The 18,150-nt window shown below is 40.0% G+C and carries 19 protein-coding genes; 13 read left to right on the top strand and 6 right to left on the bottom strand.

The window, feature by feature from the left end; translation table 11 throughout:
- Positions 1-169: 169 nt before the first annotated feature.
- The 9 genes from ACTS4L_RS00830 (at position 170) to cyoE (ending at position 7,786) form a co-directional block, all read left to right on the top strand.
- Positions 170-328, top strand: coding sequence for a hypothetical protein (locus tag ACTS4L_RS00830; protein ID WP_440615981.1), 159 nt, complete (start codon positions 170-172; stop codon positions 326-328).
- Positions 325-486, top strand: coding sequence for a DUF2975 domain-containing protein (locus tag ACTS4L_RS00825; RefSeq protein ID WP_440615980.1), 162 nt, complete (start codon positions 325-327; stop codon positions 484-486). The genes ACTS4L_RS00830 and ACTS4L_RS00825 overlap by 4 nt, the downstream gene beginning before the upstream one ends.
- A 9-nt stretch (positions 487-495) precedes the next feature.
- Positions 496-705, top strand: coding sequence for a helix-turn-helix domain-containing protein (locus ACTS4L_RS00820; RefSeq protein ID WP_440615978.1), 210 nt, complete (start codon positions 496-498; stop codon positions 703-705).
- A gap of 147 nt (positions 706-852) precedes the next feature.
- Entirely contained in the window at positions 853-2,502 is a 1,650-nt protein-coding gene (locus ACTS4L_RS00815; protein WP_440615977.1) for a CTP synthase, read from the top strand.
- Between the two features lie 578 nt (positions 2,503-3,080).
- Positions 3,081-3,947, top strand: coding sequence for a ubiquinol oxidase subunit II (cyoA, locus tag ACTS4L_RS00810; protein ID WP_440616031.1), 867 nt, complete (start codon positions 3,081-3,083; stop codon positions 3,945-3,947).
- Between the two features lie 24 nt (positions 3,948-3,971).
- Positions 3,972-6,002, top strand: coding sequence for a cytochrome o ubiquinol oxidase subunit I (gene cyoB, locus ACTS4L_RS00805; RefSeq protein ID WP_440651606.1), 2,031 nt, complete (start codon positions 3,972-3,974; stop codon positions 6,000-6,002).
- Positions 5,999-6,604 (top strand): cytochrome o ubiquinol oxidase subunit III, encoded by a 606-nt coding sequence (gene cyoC / locus ACTS4L_RS00800; RefSeq protein WP_440615974.1) that lies wholly within the window; start codon positions 5,999-6,001, stop codon positions 6,602-6,604. Before cyoB ends, cyoC begins: the two co-directional genes overlap by 4 nt.
- A gap of 1 nt (position 6,605) precedes the next feature.
- Positions 6,606-6,944: a cytochrome o ubiquinol oxidase subunit IV gene (cyoD, locus tag ACTS4L_RS00795; RefSeq protein ID WP_440615973.1), complete on the top strand. Its 339-nt coding sequence runs from the start codon at positions 6,606-6,608 to the stop codon at positions 6,942-6,944.
- Positions 6,902-7,786 carry a heme o synthase gene (gene cyoE, locus ACTS4L_RS00790; protein ID WP_440615972.1) on the top strand — a complete coding sequence of 295 codons (885 nt, stop codon included), beginning with the start codon at positions 6,902-6,904 and terminating at the stop codon, positions 7,784-7,786. The genes cyoD and cyoE overlap by 43 nt, the downstream gene beginning before the upstream one ends.
- Positions 7,787-7,850: 64 nt before the next feature.
- On the opposite strand, the gene clpA is transcribed toward cyoE, so the two are convergent.
- Both clpA and ACTS4L_RS00780 read right to left on the bottom strand, forming a co-directional pair.
- Entirely contained in the window at positions 7,851-10,085 is a 2,235-nt protein-coding gene (gene clpA, locus ACTS4L_RS00785; protein ID WP_440651604.1) for an ATP-dependent Clp protease ATP-binding subunit ClpA, read from the bottom strand.
- Positions 10,086-10,209: 124 nt separating this feature from the next.
- Positions 10,210-10,533 carry an ATP-dependent Clp protease adaptor ClpS gene (locus ACTS4L_RS00780; protein WP_440615969.1) on the bottom strand — a complete coding sequence of 108 codons (324 nt, stop codon included), beginning with the start codon at positions 10,531-10,533 and terminating at the stop codon, positions 10,210-10,212.
- Between ACTS4L_RS00780 and ACTS4L_RS00775 the strand changes: the two genes are divergently transcribed.
- Positions 10,532-10,714 (top strand): hypothetical protein, encoded by a 183-nt coding sequence (locus ACTS4L_RS00775; protein WP_440615968.1) that lies wholly within the window; start codon positions 10,532-10,534, stop codon positions 10,712-10,714. The genes ACTS4L_RS00780 and ACTS4L_RS00775 overlap by 2 nt on opposite strands.
- A 230-nt stretch (positions 10,715-10,944) precedes the next feature.
- Here the strand turns inward: ACTS4L_RS00775 and hemF are convergent, their stop codons facing one another.
- Together hemF and ACTS4L_RS00765 are read right to left on the bottom strand one after the other, a co-directional pair.
- A complete protein-coding gene (gene hemF, locus ACTS4L_RS00770; RefSeq protein WP_440615967.1) occupies positions 10,945-11,865 on the bottom strand; it encodes an oxygen-dependent coproporphyrinogen oxidase in 921 nt (306 codons plus the stop codon).
- Positions 11,859-12,500, bottom strand: coding sequence for an alpha/beta hydrolase (locus ACTS4L_RS00765; RefSeq protein WP_440651602.1), 642 nt, complete (start codon positions 12,498-12,500; stop codon positions 11,859-11,861). Before ACTS4L_RS00765 ends, hemF begins: the two co-directional genes overlap by 7 nt.
- Positions 12,501-12,663: 163 nt before the next feature.
- On the opposite strand from ACTS4L_RS00765, the gene ACTS4L_RS00760 reads away from it, so the two are divergent.
- The 3 genes from ACTS4L_RS00760 (at position 12,664) to coq7 (ending at position 15,659) form a co-directional block, all read left to right on the top strand.
- Complete coding sequence (locus ACTS4L_RS00760) at positions 12,664-13,854, top strand: thioester reductase domain-containing protein (protein ID WP_440615965.1); 1,191 nt, start codon at positions 12,664-12,666, stop codon at positions 13,852-13,854.
- Between the two features lie 198 nt (positions 13,855-14,052).
- Entirely contained in the window at positions 14,053-14,931 is an 879-nt protein-coding gene (locus ACTS4L_RS00755; protein ID WP_440615963.1) for a LysR family transcriptional regulator, read from the top strand.
- An 89-nt stretch (positions 14,932-15,020) separates the two neighbouring features.
- The gene (gene coq7 / locus ACTS4L_RS00750; RefSeq protein WP_440651624.1) at positions 15,021-15,659 is read left to right on the top strand and encodes a 2-polyprenyl-3-methyl-6-methoxy-1,4-benzoquinone monooxygenase; all 639 of its coding nucleotides are present in this window, start codon (positions 15,021-15,023) and stop codon (positions 15,657-15,659) included.
- 29 nt (positions 15,660-15,688) lie between these two features.
- Here the strand turns inward: coq7 and ACTS4L_RS00745 are convergent, their stop codons facing one another.
- A complete protein-coding gene (locus ACTS4L_RS00745) occupies positions 15,689-17,383 on the bottom strand; it encodes a long-chain-fatty-acid--CoA ligase (protein WP_440615961.1) in 1,695 nt (564 codons plus the stop codon).
- Between the two features lie 217 nt (positions 17,384-17,600).
- A partial coding sequence (locus ACTS4L_RS00740; protein WP_440651600.1) for an ISAs1 family transposase occupies positions 17,601-18,150 on the bottom strand: 550 nt, incomplete at its 5' end.

The raw sequence follows: 18,150 nt of genomic DNA, 5'->3' as shown, positions 1-18,150 counted from the left end.
TATATTAACGCTAGTTTTTAGAGTTTTAGTATTGTTTTTGAATATATATTTACATTCTTATACAGTAATTAATTGCCGATAAACAATAAAAAATGATTGCGAAAATGCATTTTAACTTGTTATAGTGTTCGTACCTATTTGTGGTAAAAGTAATCATTCAGGAGAAAATATGTCTAAGTTTCAACAGTCAAGTTATCGTTATTATTGGTTTTTTCAAATATGTTTTTATTTGGTACCAATTGTTACTTTTTTATTTTGGTTAAGCTTTAGTAAAGACTCAGCAAGTAGTGGGCAGTCAAGCTTATTTATGATGCACTTATTTCGGTGATATTAAGCTTTGCCAATCCGCCTGGGCAGCGCATGTTAACATTGAGTTTATCAGGTATCGATCTGGTTAGTTTGATCACCGGAGCGGTTATTATCTTAATTGCCAAGGTAATGCAACAAGCGCAACAGCTTGAAGAAGAAAGTCATTTGACGATTTAGGAGATGAGTATGGCAATTATTGTAAATTTAGATGTGATGATGGCAATGCGCAAGATGCGCTCAAAAGAGCTGGCAGAGAAAATTGGTATTACAGAGCAGAACTTATCAATTTTAAAAACGGGTAAAGCTAAGGCGATACGTTTTTCAACCTTGGCACTTATCTGTGAGGCCTTAGATTGTCAGCCTGGCGATATTCTCATGTATAGTAATGATATATAAATTTATTACATAGTGAGAGTAGTGAGAGCCAAGCGGTAACCTTTAAATAGTAAAGTTAAAGTTCTTATATTATAAATTTAGCTAGCTTCACCAAGGGCTTTTTGCTATGCTTTGCCAACATTAGCAGCGCTTAATGTATTATTTTTTATGTCAACTCGTATTGAAAATCAACGTACTAAATTTGTCTTTGTTACCGGTGGTGTGGTGTCATCATTAGGCAAAGGGATCACGGCGGCTTCTTTGGCAACTTTATTAGAATGTCGCGGTTTAAATGTTACCTTAATGAAGCTTGATCCTTATATTAATATTGACCCTGGCACAATGAGTCCATTGCAGCACGGTGAGGTATTTGTCACCGAAGATGGTGCTGAGACCGATCTTGATTTGGGGCACTATGAGCGCTTCATTCGCACTAAGATGAGCAAGCGTAATAACTTCACCACAGGACGCGTTTATCAAGATGTGATAAAAAAAGAGCGCCGTGGTGATTATCTTGGTGGTACGATTCAGGTGATTCCACATATTACGGATGAGATTCAGCTTAAAATCTTACAAGGTGTTGAGGATAAGGTTGATGTTGCCATTGTTGAAGTCGGTGGTACGGTAGGTGATATTGAATCATTACCTTTTCTTGAAGCGATTCGCCAATTAGCGCAAGAGCTCGGTAAATCACGTAGTTTATTCTTACACTTGACATTATTGCCTTATATTAAAGCCGCAGGCGAGCTAAAAACAAAACCAACACAGCACTCAGTCAAAGAGTTGCGTTCGATTGGTATTCAGCCTGATATTTTGGTTTGTCGTTGTGAAAAGAGCTTTAGTGAAGATGAGAAACGTAAAATTGCCTTGTTTACTAATGTTGCTGAGTCAGCTGTTTTTAGTGCGGAAGACGTGTCAAGTATTTATGAGATTCCGCGCAAATATCACGATCAAGGGTTAGATATTTGTGTTGTCAGTCAATTAGGACTGCATGTGCGCTCAGCGGATTTATCCGAATGGGATAAAGTGGTTTATGAGATTAATAATCCACAAAAAGAGATCACCATTGCCATGGTTGGTAAGTATGTTAGTTTAACGGAAGCCTATAAGTCATTGAATGAAGCGCTGTTTCATGCCGGAATTCACAATCATGCCAAGGTTAATATTAAATTTATTGACTCAGAAGATATTGAAAAAGGTGATGTTAAAAAAGTCATCGGTAAAGTCGATGGTATTTTAGTGCCAGGTGGCTTTGGGTCACGTGGCGTTGAAGGCAAGATCAAAGCAGTGCAATACGCGCGTGAAAACAAAATCCCATTCTTAGGGATTTGCTTAGGTATGCAGGTTGCCGTGATTGAATATGCACGTAATGTATTGGGATTAAAACATGCAAATAGCACTGAGTTTGATCCAAAAGCCCAAGATATTTTAATTGGATTGATCACTGAGTGGCAAACGGCAACGGGTGACAAAGAAAAGCGCACATCTCAATCTGATATGGGAGGCACAATGCGTCTTGGTGCGCAGTTATGTCATTTGCAAAAGGACAGCTTAGCGCACAGGGTCTATGCCGCAGATAGCATTAAAGAGCGTCATCGCCATCGTTATGAAGTTAATAACAATTATGTTGGAGCATTGGAGGATGCAGGACTTGTGATCAGTGGTAAATCGCAGGATAAGAAGCTGGTTGAGGTGGTTGAGATTCCAACACATCCGTGGTTTATCGCTTGCCAATTTCACCCAGAGTTTACCTCAACTCCGCGCGATGGACATCGCTTATTTGAAGGTTTTGTTAAAGCGTGTTTATACCCATCATAAACTAATGGCACTACCTTTAGGAGGATCACTAACCGTCCATGGCAGCTTCGCACTGGAACCTCACGCCATCTTGGCTTAGGATGACAAATCAGAGGGTGTCATTGCGAGTATGGATGCGTGGCAATCCATTTTATCAGGGATGATAGATTTAAGTTCGTTGCAAAGCCTATATTTACAAGTCACTTCTTAAGGTAGTGCCATTAACCAATCGAAGAAGTAAAAGCCTTAGCGACTGAGATGAAGGCAGAAAGCATTGATAAATTCTGAATGAGCGCAATAATAGAGTATTCATCATGATCCTGAGTGATAATTGTACACTCGCTTGATGTCATCAGCACCTTTTCGCCATAAACTCAATCATCCCAGTTTTAATTAGGAAAAAAATAGTTATACTATGCGCTAAGTTATTTTCCAATAACTTAGCTAGATATAAAGGAACTAAGGAAATCGATATGATCAAGTACTTGTACTTTTTTGTGTCCGCACTGAAAAAGATGGTAAAGCCATTGTCTTTGTTAGGTGTTGGAGACGGAAAATCAAAGCGCAAAAAACCTTTAGCTAAGCCGTTTGTTGCATTGATGGTATTATTGCCAGCAGTGTTGCTTGGGGGATGTTCCTCAGGGGTGTTAGATCCGCAAGGGCCTGTTGCACATCATGAGCTTAGACTGTTAGTGTTTGCTATTTTATTAATGTTAATCGTGGTAATCCCGGTGATTTTCTTGACGTTTTGGTTTGCATGGCGCTATCGCGACTCTGCAACTAAATCAAAATATCGCCCTGAGTGGTCTCACAGCACAGCACTTGAGATCGTCTGGTGGGCGATTCCATGTGTGATTATCTTGATTTTAGGGATTGTAACTTGGGTGACAACGCATTCACTTAATCCATACAAACCATTAGCGTCTGATAAGTCTCCTGTTGAGATTGAGGTAGTCGCATTAGACTGGAAGTGGATGTTTATCTATCCGCAATATGATATTGCAACGGTTAATAAAATTGTTATCCCTGTAGGACACCCGATTAACTTCAGAATCACATCAGCAGCACCTATGAACTCGTTCTTTATTCCGCAACTAGGTGGGCAAATTTATGCGATGACTGGCATGATTACTAAGCTTCATTTGTTGGCAAGCAACCCAGGCGAGTATCGTGGCTTCTCAGCAAATTACACAGGTGAAGGTTTTGCGCATATGCAGTTCTATGCAGATGCAACCTCTGAGGCTGATTTTAAGAAGTGGGTAAGTGAGGCTAAGACATCGAAGAAAGATCTGACTTGGGAGTTTTTCTGGGATCATTTGGCAAAACAATCAATTGATAACCCAGTGACATATTATGGTCAAGTTGATAAGAATTTATTTAATGACATTGTTATGTACTACATGATGCCAAACTATAAACCTGGCATGATGGGGCATATGCATCACATGTCAGAAATGAGCCATTAAAGTGTGAATAAATAGGGAACGAATATGTTAGAAGCATTGATTGGAAGGTTGAGTGATCCGCACACAGCTTTCCCGTATTTGTGGGAACCCGTTAGCCAGCAATTGATCATTCTTGGAATGTTTATCTTTATTGTTGTTGGTGGGTTGTTATTAGTAGGTGGTTTGACCTACTTCAAAAAATGGGGCTATTTATGGCGTGAATGGTTTACGACGGTCGACCATAAAAAAATTGGTATTATGTATATCATTGTCGCACTCGTCATGCTGTTTCGTGGCTTTGTCGATGCGGCAATGATGCGTACACAGCAAGCCTTAGCATCAGGCGACAGTACCGGTTATTTGATTCCACAGCATTTTGATCAGATCTTTACCGCTCATGGTGTGATTATGATTTTCTTTGTGGCAATGCCATTGATGTTCGGCTTGATGAATATTGCGATTCCATTGCAGATTGGCGCGCGAGATGTGGCGTTTCCATACCTTAACTCATTGAGCTTCTGGCTTTTTGTGGTTGGCGTGGTCTTGGTTAATATGTCGCTATTGATCGGTGATTTTGCGCATACCGGTTGGTTGGCTTATCCACCTTATTCGGAGACTGCTTTTAGTCCCGGGGTCGGGGTCGATTACTGGATATGGGCACTGCAGATATCCGGTATAGGGTCATTAATGACGGGGGTTAACTTCTTTGTCACCATCATTAAAATGCGTTGTAAAGGCATGACATTAATGAAAATGCCAGTATTTACGTGGACATCACTTTGTTCTGTTATTTTGGTTATTGCTGCATTCCCCGTGTTAACGGTAACCTTAGCGTTATTAACGTTGGATCGTTATATAGGTACAAATTTCTTCACCGTTAGCGGTGGAGGCGATCAGATGATGTATGTCAATTTGATCTGGATCTGGGGACATCCTGAAGTTTATATTTTGATCTTGCCTGCCTTTGGTATTTTCTCAGAAGTTGCGTCTGTATTCTCTAAGAAGAAACTATTTGGTTACGCCACTATGGTTGGCGCAAGTATTGTTATTACCATTTTGGCATTCTCGGTATGGCTGCATCACTTCTTTACCATGGGAGCTGGCGCCAACGTCAATGCATTCTTTGGTATTATGACAATGATTATTGCGATTCCAACAGGGGTTAAAATCTTTAACTGGTTGTTTACCATGTTCCGTGGGCGTATTACCTTTACCACGCCGATGTATTGGTTGATGGGCTTCTTAGTGACGTTCACTATTGGTGGAATGACCGGTGTATTATTATCCGTACCAGGTGTTGACTTCCAGATGCATAACAGTGTGTTCTTGGTCGCACATTTCCACAATGTCATTATTGGTGGTGTTGTCTTTGGTTACTTTGCTGGACTTATCTATTGGTTTCCGAAAATGTTTGGCTTTAAGCTTAATGAGCGCTTAGGTAAGTGGTCTTTCTGGTTTTGGATCGTCGGCTTCTTTGTTGCCTTTATGCCACTATACTACTTAGGTGCTATTGGCATGACGCGTCGTTTGTATCACTATGATGCATCAACTGGTTTCCAGCCTTGGCTGATTGTGGCATGGGTTGGTTCCATGTTGATTGCTATTGGTGTGTTGTTGCAAATCATTCAAATTATTGTCAGTATCAAAGATCGCCATAAAAACCGTGACTTAACAGGTGATCCTTGGGATGGGCGCACATTAGAGTGGGCAACTGCCTCTCCTGCACCTTTTTATAACTTCGCACATGATCCTGTCGTTGATTCGTTGGATGGCTTTTGGGAGCACAAGAAGAAAGGGCTAAATATTGAAAATCGTCCTGCGACTGAGAAACGCCCATACGAAGATATCCATATGCCAAGAAACACAGGAGTTGCTTTTGTGATTGGCGCATTTGCTTTAGCTTTTGGATTTGCTGCTGTTTGGCATATCTGGTGGTTAGCAGGCGTTGGTTTGTTGGGTATTCTTGCTTCGGTGATTTCACGTTCATTTAATTATGATATCGACTACTATGTGAAAGCAAAAGAAGTGGAAGAAACTGAAGCTGAAATTGAAAAAATGAAGAAGGTGGGCGCATGAGTACTACAGCAGTAGAAAGCCATCACGGTGAACACCACCACCATTATGATGGTTCTAAAAGCGTATTTGGCTTTTGGATTTATATTATGAGTGACTGCGTATTATTTGCGACATTGTTTGCAGTATATGCAGTATTTCACACGCATACATTTGGTGGTCCTAGTGCTAAAGAATTATTTAGCTTGCCATTTGTTTTTGTTGAAACTATGCTGCTTTTGATGAGTAGCTTTACCTTTGGTTTAGCAACGCTATCGCGTAACTCAGGTAATATTAAGCTTATTACGGGTTGGCTATGGGTAACCTTTATCTTAGGTTTGGGTTTCATTATTATGGAAGTCTATGAATTCCATCATTTATATATGGAAGGTCATTCTTGGGCACAAAGTGCTTTTCTATCTTCGTTCTTTACCTTGGTGGGAACGCATGGGTTGCACGTAAGCATTGGTTTAATTTGGATTGTGAGTATGATTTTCCAAATCCGTAAGCATGGTATCACGCCAATGAGCAAAACAAAGTTAACCTACTTAGGTTTGTTCTGGCACTTTTTGGATATCGTGTGGATTTTCGTATTCTCAGTCGTCTACTTAATGGGAGCGATCTAATATGGCAGGCGAACATTTATACGATCATGAAACGGGGGCAGCATATGGTACATATAAGACCTACATTACCGGTTTTGTATTGTCAATCATTATCACCGTTATCGCATTTAGCTTAGTTGGATTTAAGGTCTTTCCTCCAGTTGGACTGTATATCTCGGTAGCAATTTTGGCACTTATCCAACTTTATGTGCAGTTAGTCTTTTTCTTGCACTTAAGTACAGACTCAAAAGCACGCTGGAATATGATTAGCTTCATATTTGCAGTGATTGTTGTATTAATTCTAGTTATCGGTACGTTATGGATTATGTTCAATCTTTACAGCATGATGATGGTCATGTAACGTTAATGAAACTCATTAAACTCATCAAGCCCGGAATTATTTTCGGTAATATCGTTACCTTGTGCGGTGGCTTTTTTGTCGCGGTTCAAGGTAATTTTTCTTGGATCGTTTTTTTAAGTGCACTCATTGGTATGGCATTTGTCATCGCCTGTGGCTGTGTTTTGAATAACTACATTGATCGCGATATTGACCAGTTGATGAAGCGCACACAAAAGCGTCCATCAGCTTGTGGATTAGTATCATTACGTTTTGCCGTGAGTTATGCATTTATCTTAGGTATCATTGGCTTTGTCGCATTGTATCTTGGGACAAATATTTTAACCGTCATTATTGCAGCGATTGGCTTATTTGCCTATGTGGTTGCTTATACACTATGGTTTAAGCGAAGTTCAATCTTTGGTACGGTTATTGGTGCTATTTCTGGTGCTGTGCCCCCAGTCATTGGCTATACAGCAGTGACGAATCGATTTGATGCAGTTGCATTAACGCTATTTATTATCTTAGTCTGTTGGCAAATGCCGCATTTCTTTGCGATTGCTATCTATCGCAAGGATGACTATGCCGCAGCAAATATCCCAGTTTTGCCACTTAAGCGCAGCATGTTGTACACGCAAGTTAATACGCTTATTTTTGTTGTGCTATATGTGATTGCTACATTAATGTTGGCAGTGGTTGCACATGTTCATTTGCTGTATTTGGCTGTTGCATTTATCTTAGGCGTTGCATGGATTGCGCTTAGCATCAAAGGGTTTAAGGCTGAAAATAAAGACTTATGGGCGCGCAAAATGTTTATATTCTCTATTGTCAGTATTACTTTACTCAGTATATTCATGGCAGTGTAGGGGCAATTCTCATGGGCTCATGGGTAAGGGCAATTCATGAATTGCCCTTACGGGTAATTTAAAATTAGCTATATTTAAACGCCAATTTATCGTTTTTGATTGTGAGTTCAGCACGACCGCCAGATGCAAGCTTACCAAAAAGAATTTCTTCAGCTAATGGTTTCTTGATGGATTCCTGAATTAAACGCGCCATTGGACGAGCACCCATTTTTTCATCATAACCATGCGCGGCTAACCAGTCTTTGGCTTTGTCATCAACCTCAAGTGAAACACCGCGCTGATCAAGTTGCCCTTGCAGTTGGGCTAGGAATTTATCAACTACAGACTTAACGTCTTCTTGAGATAGTGACGCAAATTGGATAACAGCATCCAAACGGTTCCTAAACTCAGGTGTGAAGACGCGTTTAAGTGCATCCATACTATCAGGTGCGCTGTCTTGTTTAGCAAAGCCAATTGAATTTTTCTGTGACTCAAAAGCACCAGCATTGGTTGTCATAATCAAAATGATATTTCTAAAGTCAGCCTTGCGACCATTGTTATCCGTCAATGTCCCATGATCCATTACTTGTAATAACAAGTTATAAATATCAGGGTGCGCTTTTTCGATCTCATCTAAGAGTACAACGGCATAAGGGTGTTTAGTTACTGCTTCGGTTAACAGACCACCTTCTTCATAGCCAACATAGCCAGGAGGTGAGCCAATTAAGCGTGATACGGTATGTCTTTCCATGTACTCAGACATGTCAAAGCGTAGAAGCTCAACACCCAGTAAGTTAGCAAGTTGTTGTGTTACTTCTGTTTTACCAACACCAGTGGGACCAGCAAACAAGAATGACCCCCAAGGTTTATTAGGGTCTCGTAACCCTGCTCGAGCGAGTTTAATGGTATCAACCATCGCTTCAATGGCTTTGTCTTGTCCGTAAACAAGCATCTTAAGGTCTTTACCAAGGTTTGCCATCGAGCTTTTATCTGATGCTGAAACCGTTTTGGCAGGGATTCGCGCTAAACGTGCAACCATATTTTCAACATCGGTAACATTGATCAGTTTCTTTTTCTTTGCATTGCTACTTGTACGTTGATAAGCGCCAAGCTCGTCAATCACGTCGATTGCTTTATCGGGTAAAAAGCGCTCCGTAATATATTTGGCGGATAACTCAGCTGCAGCTTGTAATGCTGGTAATGTATATTTGATATTATGATGATCTTCAAAATAAGGCTTCAGTCCCTTTAATATCTCAAATGTCTGATCAATTGTCGGTTCTTCGACATCGACTTTTTGGAAACGTCTCGCCAGTGCATGGTCTTTTTCAAAAATCGTACGATATTCTTGGTAAGTGGTTGACCCAACACACTTTAAATCACCAGAGGCAAGAGCAGGTTTTATTAAGTTTGATGCATCCATAACCCCGCCTGAGGCAGCACCTGCGCCGACAATGGTGTGGATTTCATCGATAAATAAAATAGCACCTTCTTCTTCCTCTAGCTGTTTGAGTACTTCTTTAAAACGTTTCTCAAAATCACCACGGTATTTGGTGCCTGCAAGTAATGTGCCCATATCAAGAGAGTAGATAACGCCATTTGCTAAAACATCAGGCACCTGTTTATCGACGATTTTTTTGGCTAAGCCTTCGGCAATAGCCGTTTTACCAACACCTGCTTCACCAACAAGCAAGGGATTGTTTTTACGACGACGACATAGCGCTTGAGTGACACGCTCAATTTCATAATCACGTCCAATTAAACGATCAATTTTACCATCTTTGGCACGTTGATTAAGATTAACGGCATATAGTTCAAGGGGCGTTTTCTCTTTTTGCTCTTCAGTTGGCGCATTTGAAATGGTTTGTTGCGTACTTTGACTGGTATTGTTATTGTTTGAAACACCATGTGAAAGGTAGTTGACAACATCTAAGCGTGTAACATTCTGCTGCTTAAGAAAGCTTACGGCTTGGCTGTCTTGCTCACTGAAAATAGCGACTAACACATTTGAACCTTGCACTTCACCACGTCCTGAAGATTGCACATGAAAAACGGCACGTTGTAAGACGCGCTGAAAGCCAAGTGTTGGTTGGGTATCTTTGCCGTCCTCAGTCAGTTTTGGTGTGGATTGATCAATAAATGCATTTAAAATGTTTTTAAGCTCGGGAAGGTTAGCTCCACATGCTTTTAATACTTTTTTAGCATCAGCATTATCGACCAACGCACTTAATAAGTGCTCAACAGTTAAATACTCATGTTTTAGGTCTCTTGCATGCTGAAATGCTTGATTTAATGTTTGTTCTAGTTCCTTACTTAGCATACGACACCTGCAATAGTTTATGATCCTTATGCTTTATAATAGACGAATTGCAGGCACAAAAAAACTCGAAACTACTAAATCGAGTTTTTTTTAATAAAAAAGTAAGTCAGGACGAATAAGCGCGTTAAGCTTTACTCGTGATAAGCATCAGTGGATGTCCGGCTTTTTGTGCAATTTCCATTGCTTTGCAAGCCATGGTTTCAGCTAAGTCTTTAGCGTATTTGCCACAGAGTGCTTTTCCTTTGTAGTGGGCTTCCATAGTGACCTTCTCAGCCTTTTGAGCATGGAGTTTAAAAATGCTTTGCATTAGTTCAAGAACAAATTCCATGGGTGTAAAATCATCATTGAGAACATAGACGTTGCGCATTAGCGCACCATTTTGCTCAGTCATTGGCTGTTGAAAGGCGGTTTTTGTGTGTTGAGTTAGTTCAATATCAAGATCTAACATGGTTAACTCCTTATGTTCAACAAAATCACCTGATTTACATGTTGATGAATGGATTAAGTTTATTTTTATTCAATTGTTTTATACGTTGTTTGCTATGCAATCAAGTGGGCTCTCGGGTCAAAACGCCAAAAAAGTTGATCGCGTTTTAACCGCTGGCAGTATTACAGCAAAAAGCTTTTAAAAATGCAAGTGAATCTCTGGTTAATGTGCAGCCAATTTTTATGGGTGTCTTTCAAAGCCTGTGGCTAGGTGCTTTTTGTCCACACTTGCTTGTTTTAGAAATGTTGCATTGTGTCATTTAGAGAATTCACCAAAATAAGTTGCACCAGCTATCACCTCTCTCCTTGTGGGAGAGGTCGTGCAGCTTAAGCTGCACGGGTGAGGGGTAAAACGCAACTTATTCTTGATTCATTACTTACTGACTAACCAATCACGAACCGGTAGAAAATCGGTATAGAGTTTTTTCTCTTGTGATCCTGCTTGTGGATGATAGTTATAAACCCATTTAACTAAAGGCGGTAACGATATCAAAATTGACTCAGTGCGACCTGATGACTGCAAGCCAAAATGAGTGCCACGATCAATCACAAGATTAAATTCAACATAGCGCCCACGGCGATAGAGTTGAAATTCGCGTTCGCGCTGACCATAGTCTGTATCTTTGCGCGTGTCTAAAATGGGTGCATAGGCTTTGATATAATGATCCCCTACAGACTGGGTAAAGGCAAAGCATTTTTCAAAATCCCACTCATTTAAGTAATCAAAGAATAAACCGCCAATGCCACGACACTCCTGCCTATGTGGCAAATAAAAGTATTCATCACATTGTTTTTTGTATTTGTCATAGGTGTTGTCACCAAAGTCTTTACAGGCATTATATGCCATGGTATGCCAGTGAATGCAGTCTTCTTCAAAACCGTAAAAGGGTGTTAAATCAAACCCGCCTCCAAACCACCAAAAGGGTGTTTGACCTTCTTTTTCAGCAATAAAAAAACGTACATTCATGTGTGAAGTTGGTGCATAAGGGTTTTGTGGGTGAATGACCAGTGACACGCCCATTGCTTGAAATGAAAATCCTGTCAGTTCAGGTTTCATGGCTAAAATGGCTTTGGGTAGTTTACTGCCTTCAATATGTGAGAAGTTCACCCCACCTTTTTCAATAACATTGCCATTTTCTAATACACGGGTGCGTCCACCACCTTGACCATTTTGATATTGCCAGTTATCTTCCTGAAAGCGCTGACCATCAATTTTTTCTAATTTGGCGCAAATATCATCTTGTAGTGCTAAGAGGTAATTTTTTACGCGTGTAATGTCATTAGTTTTTACCATGATTTGATCTCACTTTGATAATGTTGTTCAAGATGTTTTCTTAATTTAACCAATTGCCCGTGAAAGAAATGACCAACGTTATTAAGACGAATAAATGTTGCATCAACCGTGGTCTTTTGGATAAAAAAATCACTAACTGTAGCGTAGCTGACCACTTCATCATCAACGCCTTGAATAAGACACCACGGCATTGTAGGCTCAGGCTGTTGCTCTAGTGGAAAGTTAACAACTGCAGGAGAGATGGTTAATAAAGATTTAATACTATTTTTGTAGTGTGTTGCTGCTTTATAGGCAATAGAACCGCCAAAAGAAAAGCCCGCTAGGATGATTTGTTGACTGGGTTTTCTCTGGTGTACATCATCAATCACCGATAAAGTATCTTGTAGTTCACCGATACCGTCAGCATACTCACCTTGACTTTGCCCAACACCGCGGTAGTTAAAACGTACAGCTTCAATACCTAGATTATTAAATGCTTTGGCAATGGTGGTAATTACTTTGTTATTCATCGTGCCTTGAAATAAAGGGTGTGGGTGGCAAATAACTACGGTTATTGTAGGATGTAAGTTCTCTTTGGGTGTGTCAACGATTGTTTCAATAACGCCTGATTCCCCTTGAATAAAGAATTGTTGCATATTGCGTATGATAGTGGGTTAATTCTAATGCCTTTGATTCTAACAAAGCAAAATAAAAAGCGCTAAGGCTATTCCATATAAAAAGGATAAAGGCACATACCACTGGCAACAACACATGTTTACTTCTACAATATGATTTATATCTGATTGACATGGAGTTTCAATGTCCGCTGAAATAAGATTAAACGATAATTTGTTAATGGCATTAACTGATATCGAGCGTTATATTCCACCTACAGGTATGAGTGCGCAAAGCTTACCAGAAGAATATAAACAGGTACTTGTCACTGGTGCCAATGGTTATCTTGGCGTGCACTTGATTGATGAGTTGATGCGAAATACCAAGGCAGTAATTCATTGTGCGATTCGAGGAGATTCATACTCAGATGCTAAAGCAAAGCTTGATGCTAATCTTAAACGCTATGGATTTAATGCGCATATTGATCATTCGCGCCTTAAGATTGTTATTGTCAATTTGGCAGAGGTCAAACTTGGCTTAAGTGATAATGATTGGGAGTCACTAAGTACGAATCTTGATGCGATTTATCACAATGGCGCTTACGTTCACCATTTGCAAAGTTATGAGCGTATGGCGCCCACCAATGTTGGCAGTACTGCTGAGATTATTAAACTAGCCTGTCATATTAAGTCAAAGCGTATTCATTTTATCTCGACAAAATATGCGGCGGTTAACTGCGTTTCAACCATTGCGCGTGAAGGCATGCCGCCAGTGGCACCCATTCATCCGGATATTAGCTTTGGTTATACGGTGACTAAGTGGGCAGCAGAGTGGTTGCTGTGGAAAGCGCAAGCACATGGTATTGCAGTTGATATTTATCGCTTAGGGCAAATCACAGGACAATCAACCACCGCAAAAAGCAACTATGAAAAGAATAATTTAACGCGCTTTATTTTAGGCTGTATTGAGATGGAGGTTGCACCTGATCTATGCTCGCAACATGAGATGATCCCAGTGGATCAAGTGGCGCAAAGCATTGTCGCCTTATCACAATTGGCGTATACACAAGCCAATGGTTGGAATATTGTTAATAACGTACAAATAACACACGCGAATATCTTTGGCATTATGAATGATTTAGGTTATAAAGTTGAGGTTGTTGCACTAGATCAATGGCGAAGTAAACTGAGAAAAATTACTGAAAGCAACCCGCTTTTTCCGTTGATTGATTACTATGACAATGAGGAAACAATCCCTTTTATCACCACAGAAAATAGCAACACGATGAGTGCTTTAAAGCGCTTGGGTGTTAATGTTACCGAGGACTATCATGCGCTATTTGCAAGATATTTAGGCTATTGGCAGTCACTAGAATTCTCGAGTTTAAGACGTTAACCTCTATTTTAAGTAGTTATGTCATGAATCAAGAATAAGTTGCATCGGCTAGTACCTCTCCCCTTGAAGGAGAGGTTGTTTAGCTTATACTACATGGTTGAGGGGTAAACTCAATTTATTGTTGATTGATTACTATTTTTAGGTGCTTACAAACGATAGATTTAATTTTAGATAAATGAATGAATTAAAGGCAATTCAATGTTTCAAGGCGATTTTTCATTAGTACAGTTAGCGTCATTCTTGGCAGTTGCTAAACACATGAGCTTTACTAAGGCGGCTGATGCTCTAGGGATTACAAAATCTGCAATTAGTCAGAACATTAAACAGTTAGAGTCATTGGCAAAGGCAGATTTGCTGATACGCACAACACGCAAGGTGGAGCTCACGCGCGAAGGACACAAGTTATTAATGCAGTGTCAGCGTTTAGAAAGTGAATGGTTTGGGATCGGTCAGTTGATTAATAGCTTTGATGAGCATCCAGAAGGTGTACTTTCTATTAGTAGCAATTATTATTTTGTTAAAGAAAATTTGGCGCCCATTATCAAGCGCTATTTGCAATTGTATCCAAGCATGGAGGTTAAACTGATTGTTGAGGAACGTATGCCGGAGTTATATCAGGAAAAAGTTGATATTGTATTTGGTGTGAATTGGACGCCACCGGATGATGTGGTGGCTTATCGCTTAAGCAGTACCGATTATGTTTTGTGTGCGTCACCTGAGTATTTAGAGCGTAAAGGACTGCCTAAAAATATTACGCAATTACAAACACACGACTTTATAGCACACAGTGGGCGTGATGCGATTATATTGGGTCAACCACAGTTAAATGCACAATGTCAGTCGCGTTTAAGTGTTAATAATATCAGTTGCATGAAACGTTTTGCCATAGATGGACTAGGTATTATCCAAGCGCATCGTTATATGCTCACTGATGAGTTAAAAAGTGGTACTTTAGTCGAGATTAAAATACCGGATTTTACGTCGCCTCAGGTCAATATCAATATGTACTATCAAAAACAGCAGTATGTTCAGCCAAAGATTAAAACTTTTGTTGAATTGGTTAAGGAAATGATTTAGCTAAAATATGCCGTCAAACTTTTAAATAGTTTTTGTTAGGTATAATATGCAAGTCATGAATTCTGCAATAAAAAAGAGTCATTATGTCAATGCGTCGTCATTCATTTTTAGATCAATGCTTAGGGGAGCTGCAGCATTTTGTGAAGTCTGTCGTTTTGCCCGCAACAAATCCAATGTCAGCAACACCAGCGCTTGATATGAATGAACCAGAACTTGACGCGACTGAGTCAAAACATGTGGCGGGACTTATGCGTGTTGATCATACCGGTGAGATTTGTGCGCAAGCGCTCTACAGAGGACAAGCCTTTGTAGCTAAAACGCATGAAACACGTGCGCATTTACATCATGCTGCAGAGGAAGAGTATGATCATTTGTCGTGGTGCGAAACACGCTTAGATGATTTGGATGCGAAAAAGAGTTTACTCAATCCTCTATGGTATATTGGATCCTTTTCGATTGGTGCTGTCGCCGGACTTATTAGTGACAAGGTAAGTTATGGCTTTGTCATTGAAACTGAAAAGCAGGTGATGCGCCATTTAGAAGCACATTTAAACGAGCTCCCCACTCATGATGAGAAATCACGTGTGATTTTGATGCAAATGTATAAGGACGAGCAATCACATGCCGATGAAGCAGCGCTTGCAGGGGGTGTTGAATTTCCACTGTGGGCAAAGCTAATTATGAAAGCCCTGTCAAAAGTTATGACCACCTTAGCGTATCGAATTTAGAAAACGGGATACGCCAATGTGCTATGCGGTTAATGATGCTCTTTATGGCTTAGAATATACTTCTCTTTAAGCTCTTGCTTTAATACCTTACCCACTGGATTCTTAGGTAACTCTTCCAAAAACATAATGTCTTTTGGTGTTTTGTAATGCGCAAGACGCGTATAGCAGAACTCGGTAATTTCTTTGGCAGTAAGTGATTGGCTATCTTCAAGCACCACGAAAGCAAAGGGTTTCTCGCCACTTGAGTGCGATGGCGCACCGACAACAGCAACATCTTTGACTGCGGGGATCTGCAAAATGGTATTTTCAATTTCTTTTGGAAAAACGTTAAAGCCAGAAACAATCAGCATATTTTTGGAGCGCCCTGAAATGGTTAAGCGCCCCATGTCATCCAAAAATCCAATGTCTCCTGTTTTAAGCCATCCATCACCGGTAAAGTGCTCTTTAGTGATTTTATCCAAATGCCAGAATCCTGGAGATTGTTGTGGTCCTTTGACCCAGATTTCACCATTTTCATTGGCAGGCAAATGATTGCCGCCATCGTCACGAATGGATATATCGGTACTGGGCAGTGGATAACCGACGGTGCCATTGAAAACATCATCATCAAAACGATTAATGGTAACAGCTGGCGACATCTCAGATAGACCATATGCCTCGTGAATGGTCACCCCTGTTACTGCTTTCCAATCATCCGCAATGCGTTTAACCGTCGACATGCCGCCACTTAATGTATATTTGAAATGTGGGAATGTCGATTGGCGGAATGTGTCATTGTGTAAAAGGGCAGCATATAAAGTGTTAATACTATTGAAGATAGTAAATGGCGTTTTTTGCATGGTTTTAACCAGAGACTTGATATCACGTGGGTTAGGGATAAGTACATGCTTAGAACCGGCAAGATAAAAGGTGAAAAAATTAGCCGTTAATGCAAAGATATGATAAAGCGGTAATGCGCCAATAAGGGTTTGCTTATCCAACTCAACTTGGTTACCAATCCAAAGCCATACTTGTTGAATGTTAGCAACAATATTGCGATGTAATAATATGGTGCCCTTGGGCTTGCCCGTGGTGCCACTTGAGTATTGTAAGCATGCCATATCATCACAAGAAATAGTGACACTCTGTTCATCAAATGCAAGGTGGTAATTGAGGGCTGTGGTTAGTTTGTGAAATTGTGAACGATCATGCTTGCTTTTCATGCCTTTGAGATGTGTGGCAACAAAATGAATAATTTGTTTTTTAGGAAAGTCATAAAGATCGACAAGATCTGTTGCGATCATATGCTTAACATGTGGCAAATCTTTTTTTGCTTCTTGCACTAAATGAGCAAATGTGCTGAGTACAAAAATGCCGGTGGCGCCGGAATCTTCCATGATTTCTTTGATTTCATGTGCAGTGTACAGTGGGTTGATGTTAACAAAGCTTGCGCCTATTTTGAGAATACCGATAAGCACGATCGGGAATTGCAGCAGGTTTGGTAGCATAATTGCAATTTTATCACCTTGTTTAAAGCCGAGTTCATAATGTAAAAATGCTGCAACTTTGTTACTGTAATGGTCGACTTGTTCGTAGGTTATATCATGATCATGGCAGGATAGAGCGACGTTTTTTGGGAACTTCAATGCGGCTTGTTTTAGCATTGAGGTTAATGTTTCCGTTGAAGCTGAAATTTCGCTCGGTACGCCATTTGGGTAGTGTTTAATCCATGGTCTTTCTGACATAGTGTCTTCTCTCCGTTTTATCATAAAATCAAAAAAGCATAAATAATCAAGCTAAGCTAAAAAGCTAAATAAGCAAATATACCAAAAATAAGCTTAGCCACATTCTAGACGTCTACCTTGCGTGTTGTAAATAAATTCACTGCGAATTGCATTAATTATGTTGCTTTGCAATATTTTTTGTATGATTTAGCGAATATTTTGGTCACGGCTGTCCCATCTAAAAACCTTGAGCCAAAATAGTGCTTAAAGTCTGATTTCCCCAGGCTGCTTTCTTACGCAATCCTTTGATGCCAACGTTCTTAAATTTCCCCTTTGCATTATTTAGCATATTTAGTGACATATGCCTGACTATCGCCATATTCTCAGCAGCATTACCCTTTCGAACGGTTGACCTATCTTCATTGTAAACAACATCCAACACCCAGTGTAAACTATTTTCAACATGCCAATGACAACGTATTGCATTAGCAAGTTTCTCTGCATCGGCATCTAAACTGCTAATAAAAAAGCGACGCTCAACACTTATTATCCCTTTAGATTCTTGAGTTTCTTCAAGCATTACAATGCTTTTAAGTCCTTCCCACTGTGACTTTTGCGTAAGCCAATCAATTTGATTACTCACATAACATTTGCGAATTTCAATACGACCATGACCTTTGTCAACGTGCTCATACTGTGATGAAATAGCACTATTCTTTGTTTTGGCTGCCTCTGTCTCTAAAAATAATCTCACATCCTCGTTTAACGTACCTTGATTGCCCTTAAGA

Source organism: Cysteiniphilum sp. 19S12-1, from assembly GCF_052030685.1.
Classification (GTDB): Bacteria; Pseudomonadota; Gammaproteobacteria; order Francisellales; family Francisellaceae; genus Caedibacter.
The sequence above is the reverse complement of the archived record's forward strand: the minus strand, read 5'-3'. Positions and strand labels throughout refer to the sequence as shown.

What these genes read in the sequence shown, in the direction of transcription:
- ACTS4L_RS00760 (WP_440615965.1), top strand. Translation starts at nt 12,664, where the DNA reads ATGTCCGCTGAAATAAGATTAAACGATAATTTGTTAATGGCATTAACT.
- ACTS4L_RS00815 (WP_440615977.1), top strand. Translation starts at nt 853, where the DNA reads ATGTCAACTCGTATTGAAAATCAACGTACTAAATTTGTCTTTGTTACC.
- cyoA (WP_440616031.1), top strand. Translation starts at nt 3,081, where the DNA reads ATGGTATTATTGCCAGCAGTGTTGCTTGGGGGATGTTCCTCAGGGGTG.
- ACTS4L_RS00775 (WP_440615968.1), top strand. Translation starts at nt 10,532, where the DNA reads ATGGTTAACTCCTTATGTTCAACAAAATCACCTGATTTACATGTTGAT.
- ACTS4L_RS00830 (WP_440615981.1), top strand. Translation starts at nt 170, where the DNA reads ATGTCTAAGTTTCAACAGTCAAGTTATCGTTATTATTGGTTTTTTCAA.
- cyoD (WP_440615973.1), top strand. Translation starts at nt 6,606, where the DNA reads ATGGCAGGCGAACATTTATACGATCATGAAACGGGGGCAGCATATGGT.
- clpA (WP_440651604.1), bottom strand. Translation starts at nt 10,085, where the DNA reads ATGCTAAGTAAGGAACTAGAACAAACATTAAATCAAGCATTTCAGCAT.
- hemF (WP_440615967.1), bottom strand. Translation starts at nt 11,865, where the DNA reads ATGGTAAAAACTAATGACATTACACGCGTAAAAAATTACCTCTTAGCA.
- cyoC (WP_440615974.1), top strand. Translation starts at nt 5,999, where the DNA reads ATGAGTACTACAGCAGTAGAAAGCCATCACGGTGAACACCACCACCAT.
- coq7 (WP_440651624.1), top strand. Translation starts at nt 15,021, where the DNA reads ATGCGTCGTCATTCATTTTTAGATCAATGCTTAGGGGAGCTGCAGCAT.
- cyoE (WP_440615972.1), top strand. Translation starts at nt 6,902, where the DNA reads ATGGATTATGTTCAATCTTTACAGCATGATGATGGTCATGTAACGTTA.
- ACTS4L_RS00745 (WP_440615961.1), bottom strand. Translation starts at nt 17,383, where the DNA reads ATGTCAGAAAGACCATGGATTAAACACTACCCAAATGGCGTACCGAGC.
- ACTS4L_RS00780 (WP_440615969.1), bottom strand. Translation starts at nt 10,533, where the DNA reads ATGTTAGATCTTGATATTGAACTAACTCAACACACAAAAACCGCCTTT.
- ACTS4L_RS00765 (WP_440651602.1), bottom strand. Translation starts at nt 12,500, where the DNA reads ATGCAACAATTCTTTATTCAAGGGGAATCAGGCGTTATTGAAACAATC.
- ACTS4L_RS00755 (WP_440615963.1), top strand. Translation starts at nt 14,053, where the DNA reads ATGTTTCAAGGCGATTTTTCATTAGTACAGTTAGCGTCATTCTTGGCA.
- ACTS4L_RS00820 (WP_440615978.1), top strand. Translation starts at nt 496, where the DNA reads ATGGCAATTATTGTAAATTTAGATGTGATGATGGCAATGCGCAAGATG.
- cyoB (WP_440651606.1), top strand. Translation starts at nt 3,972, where the DNA reads ATGTTAGAAGCATTGATTGGAAGGTTGAGTGATCCGCACACAGCTTTC.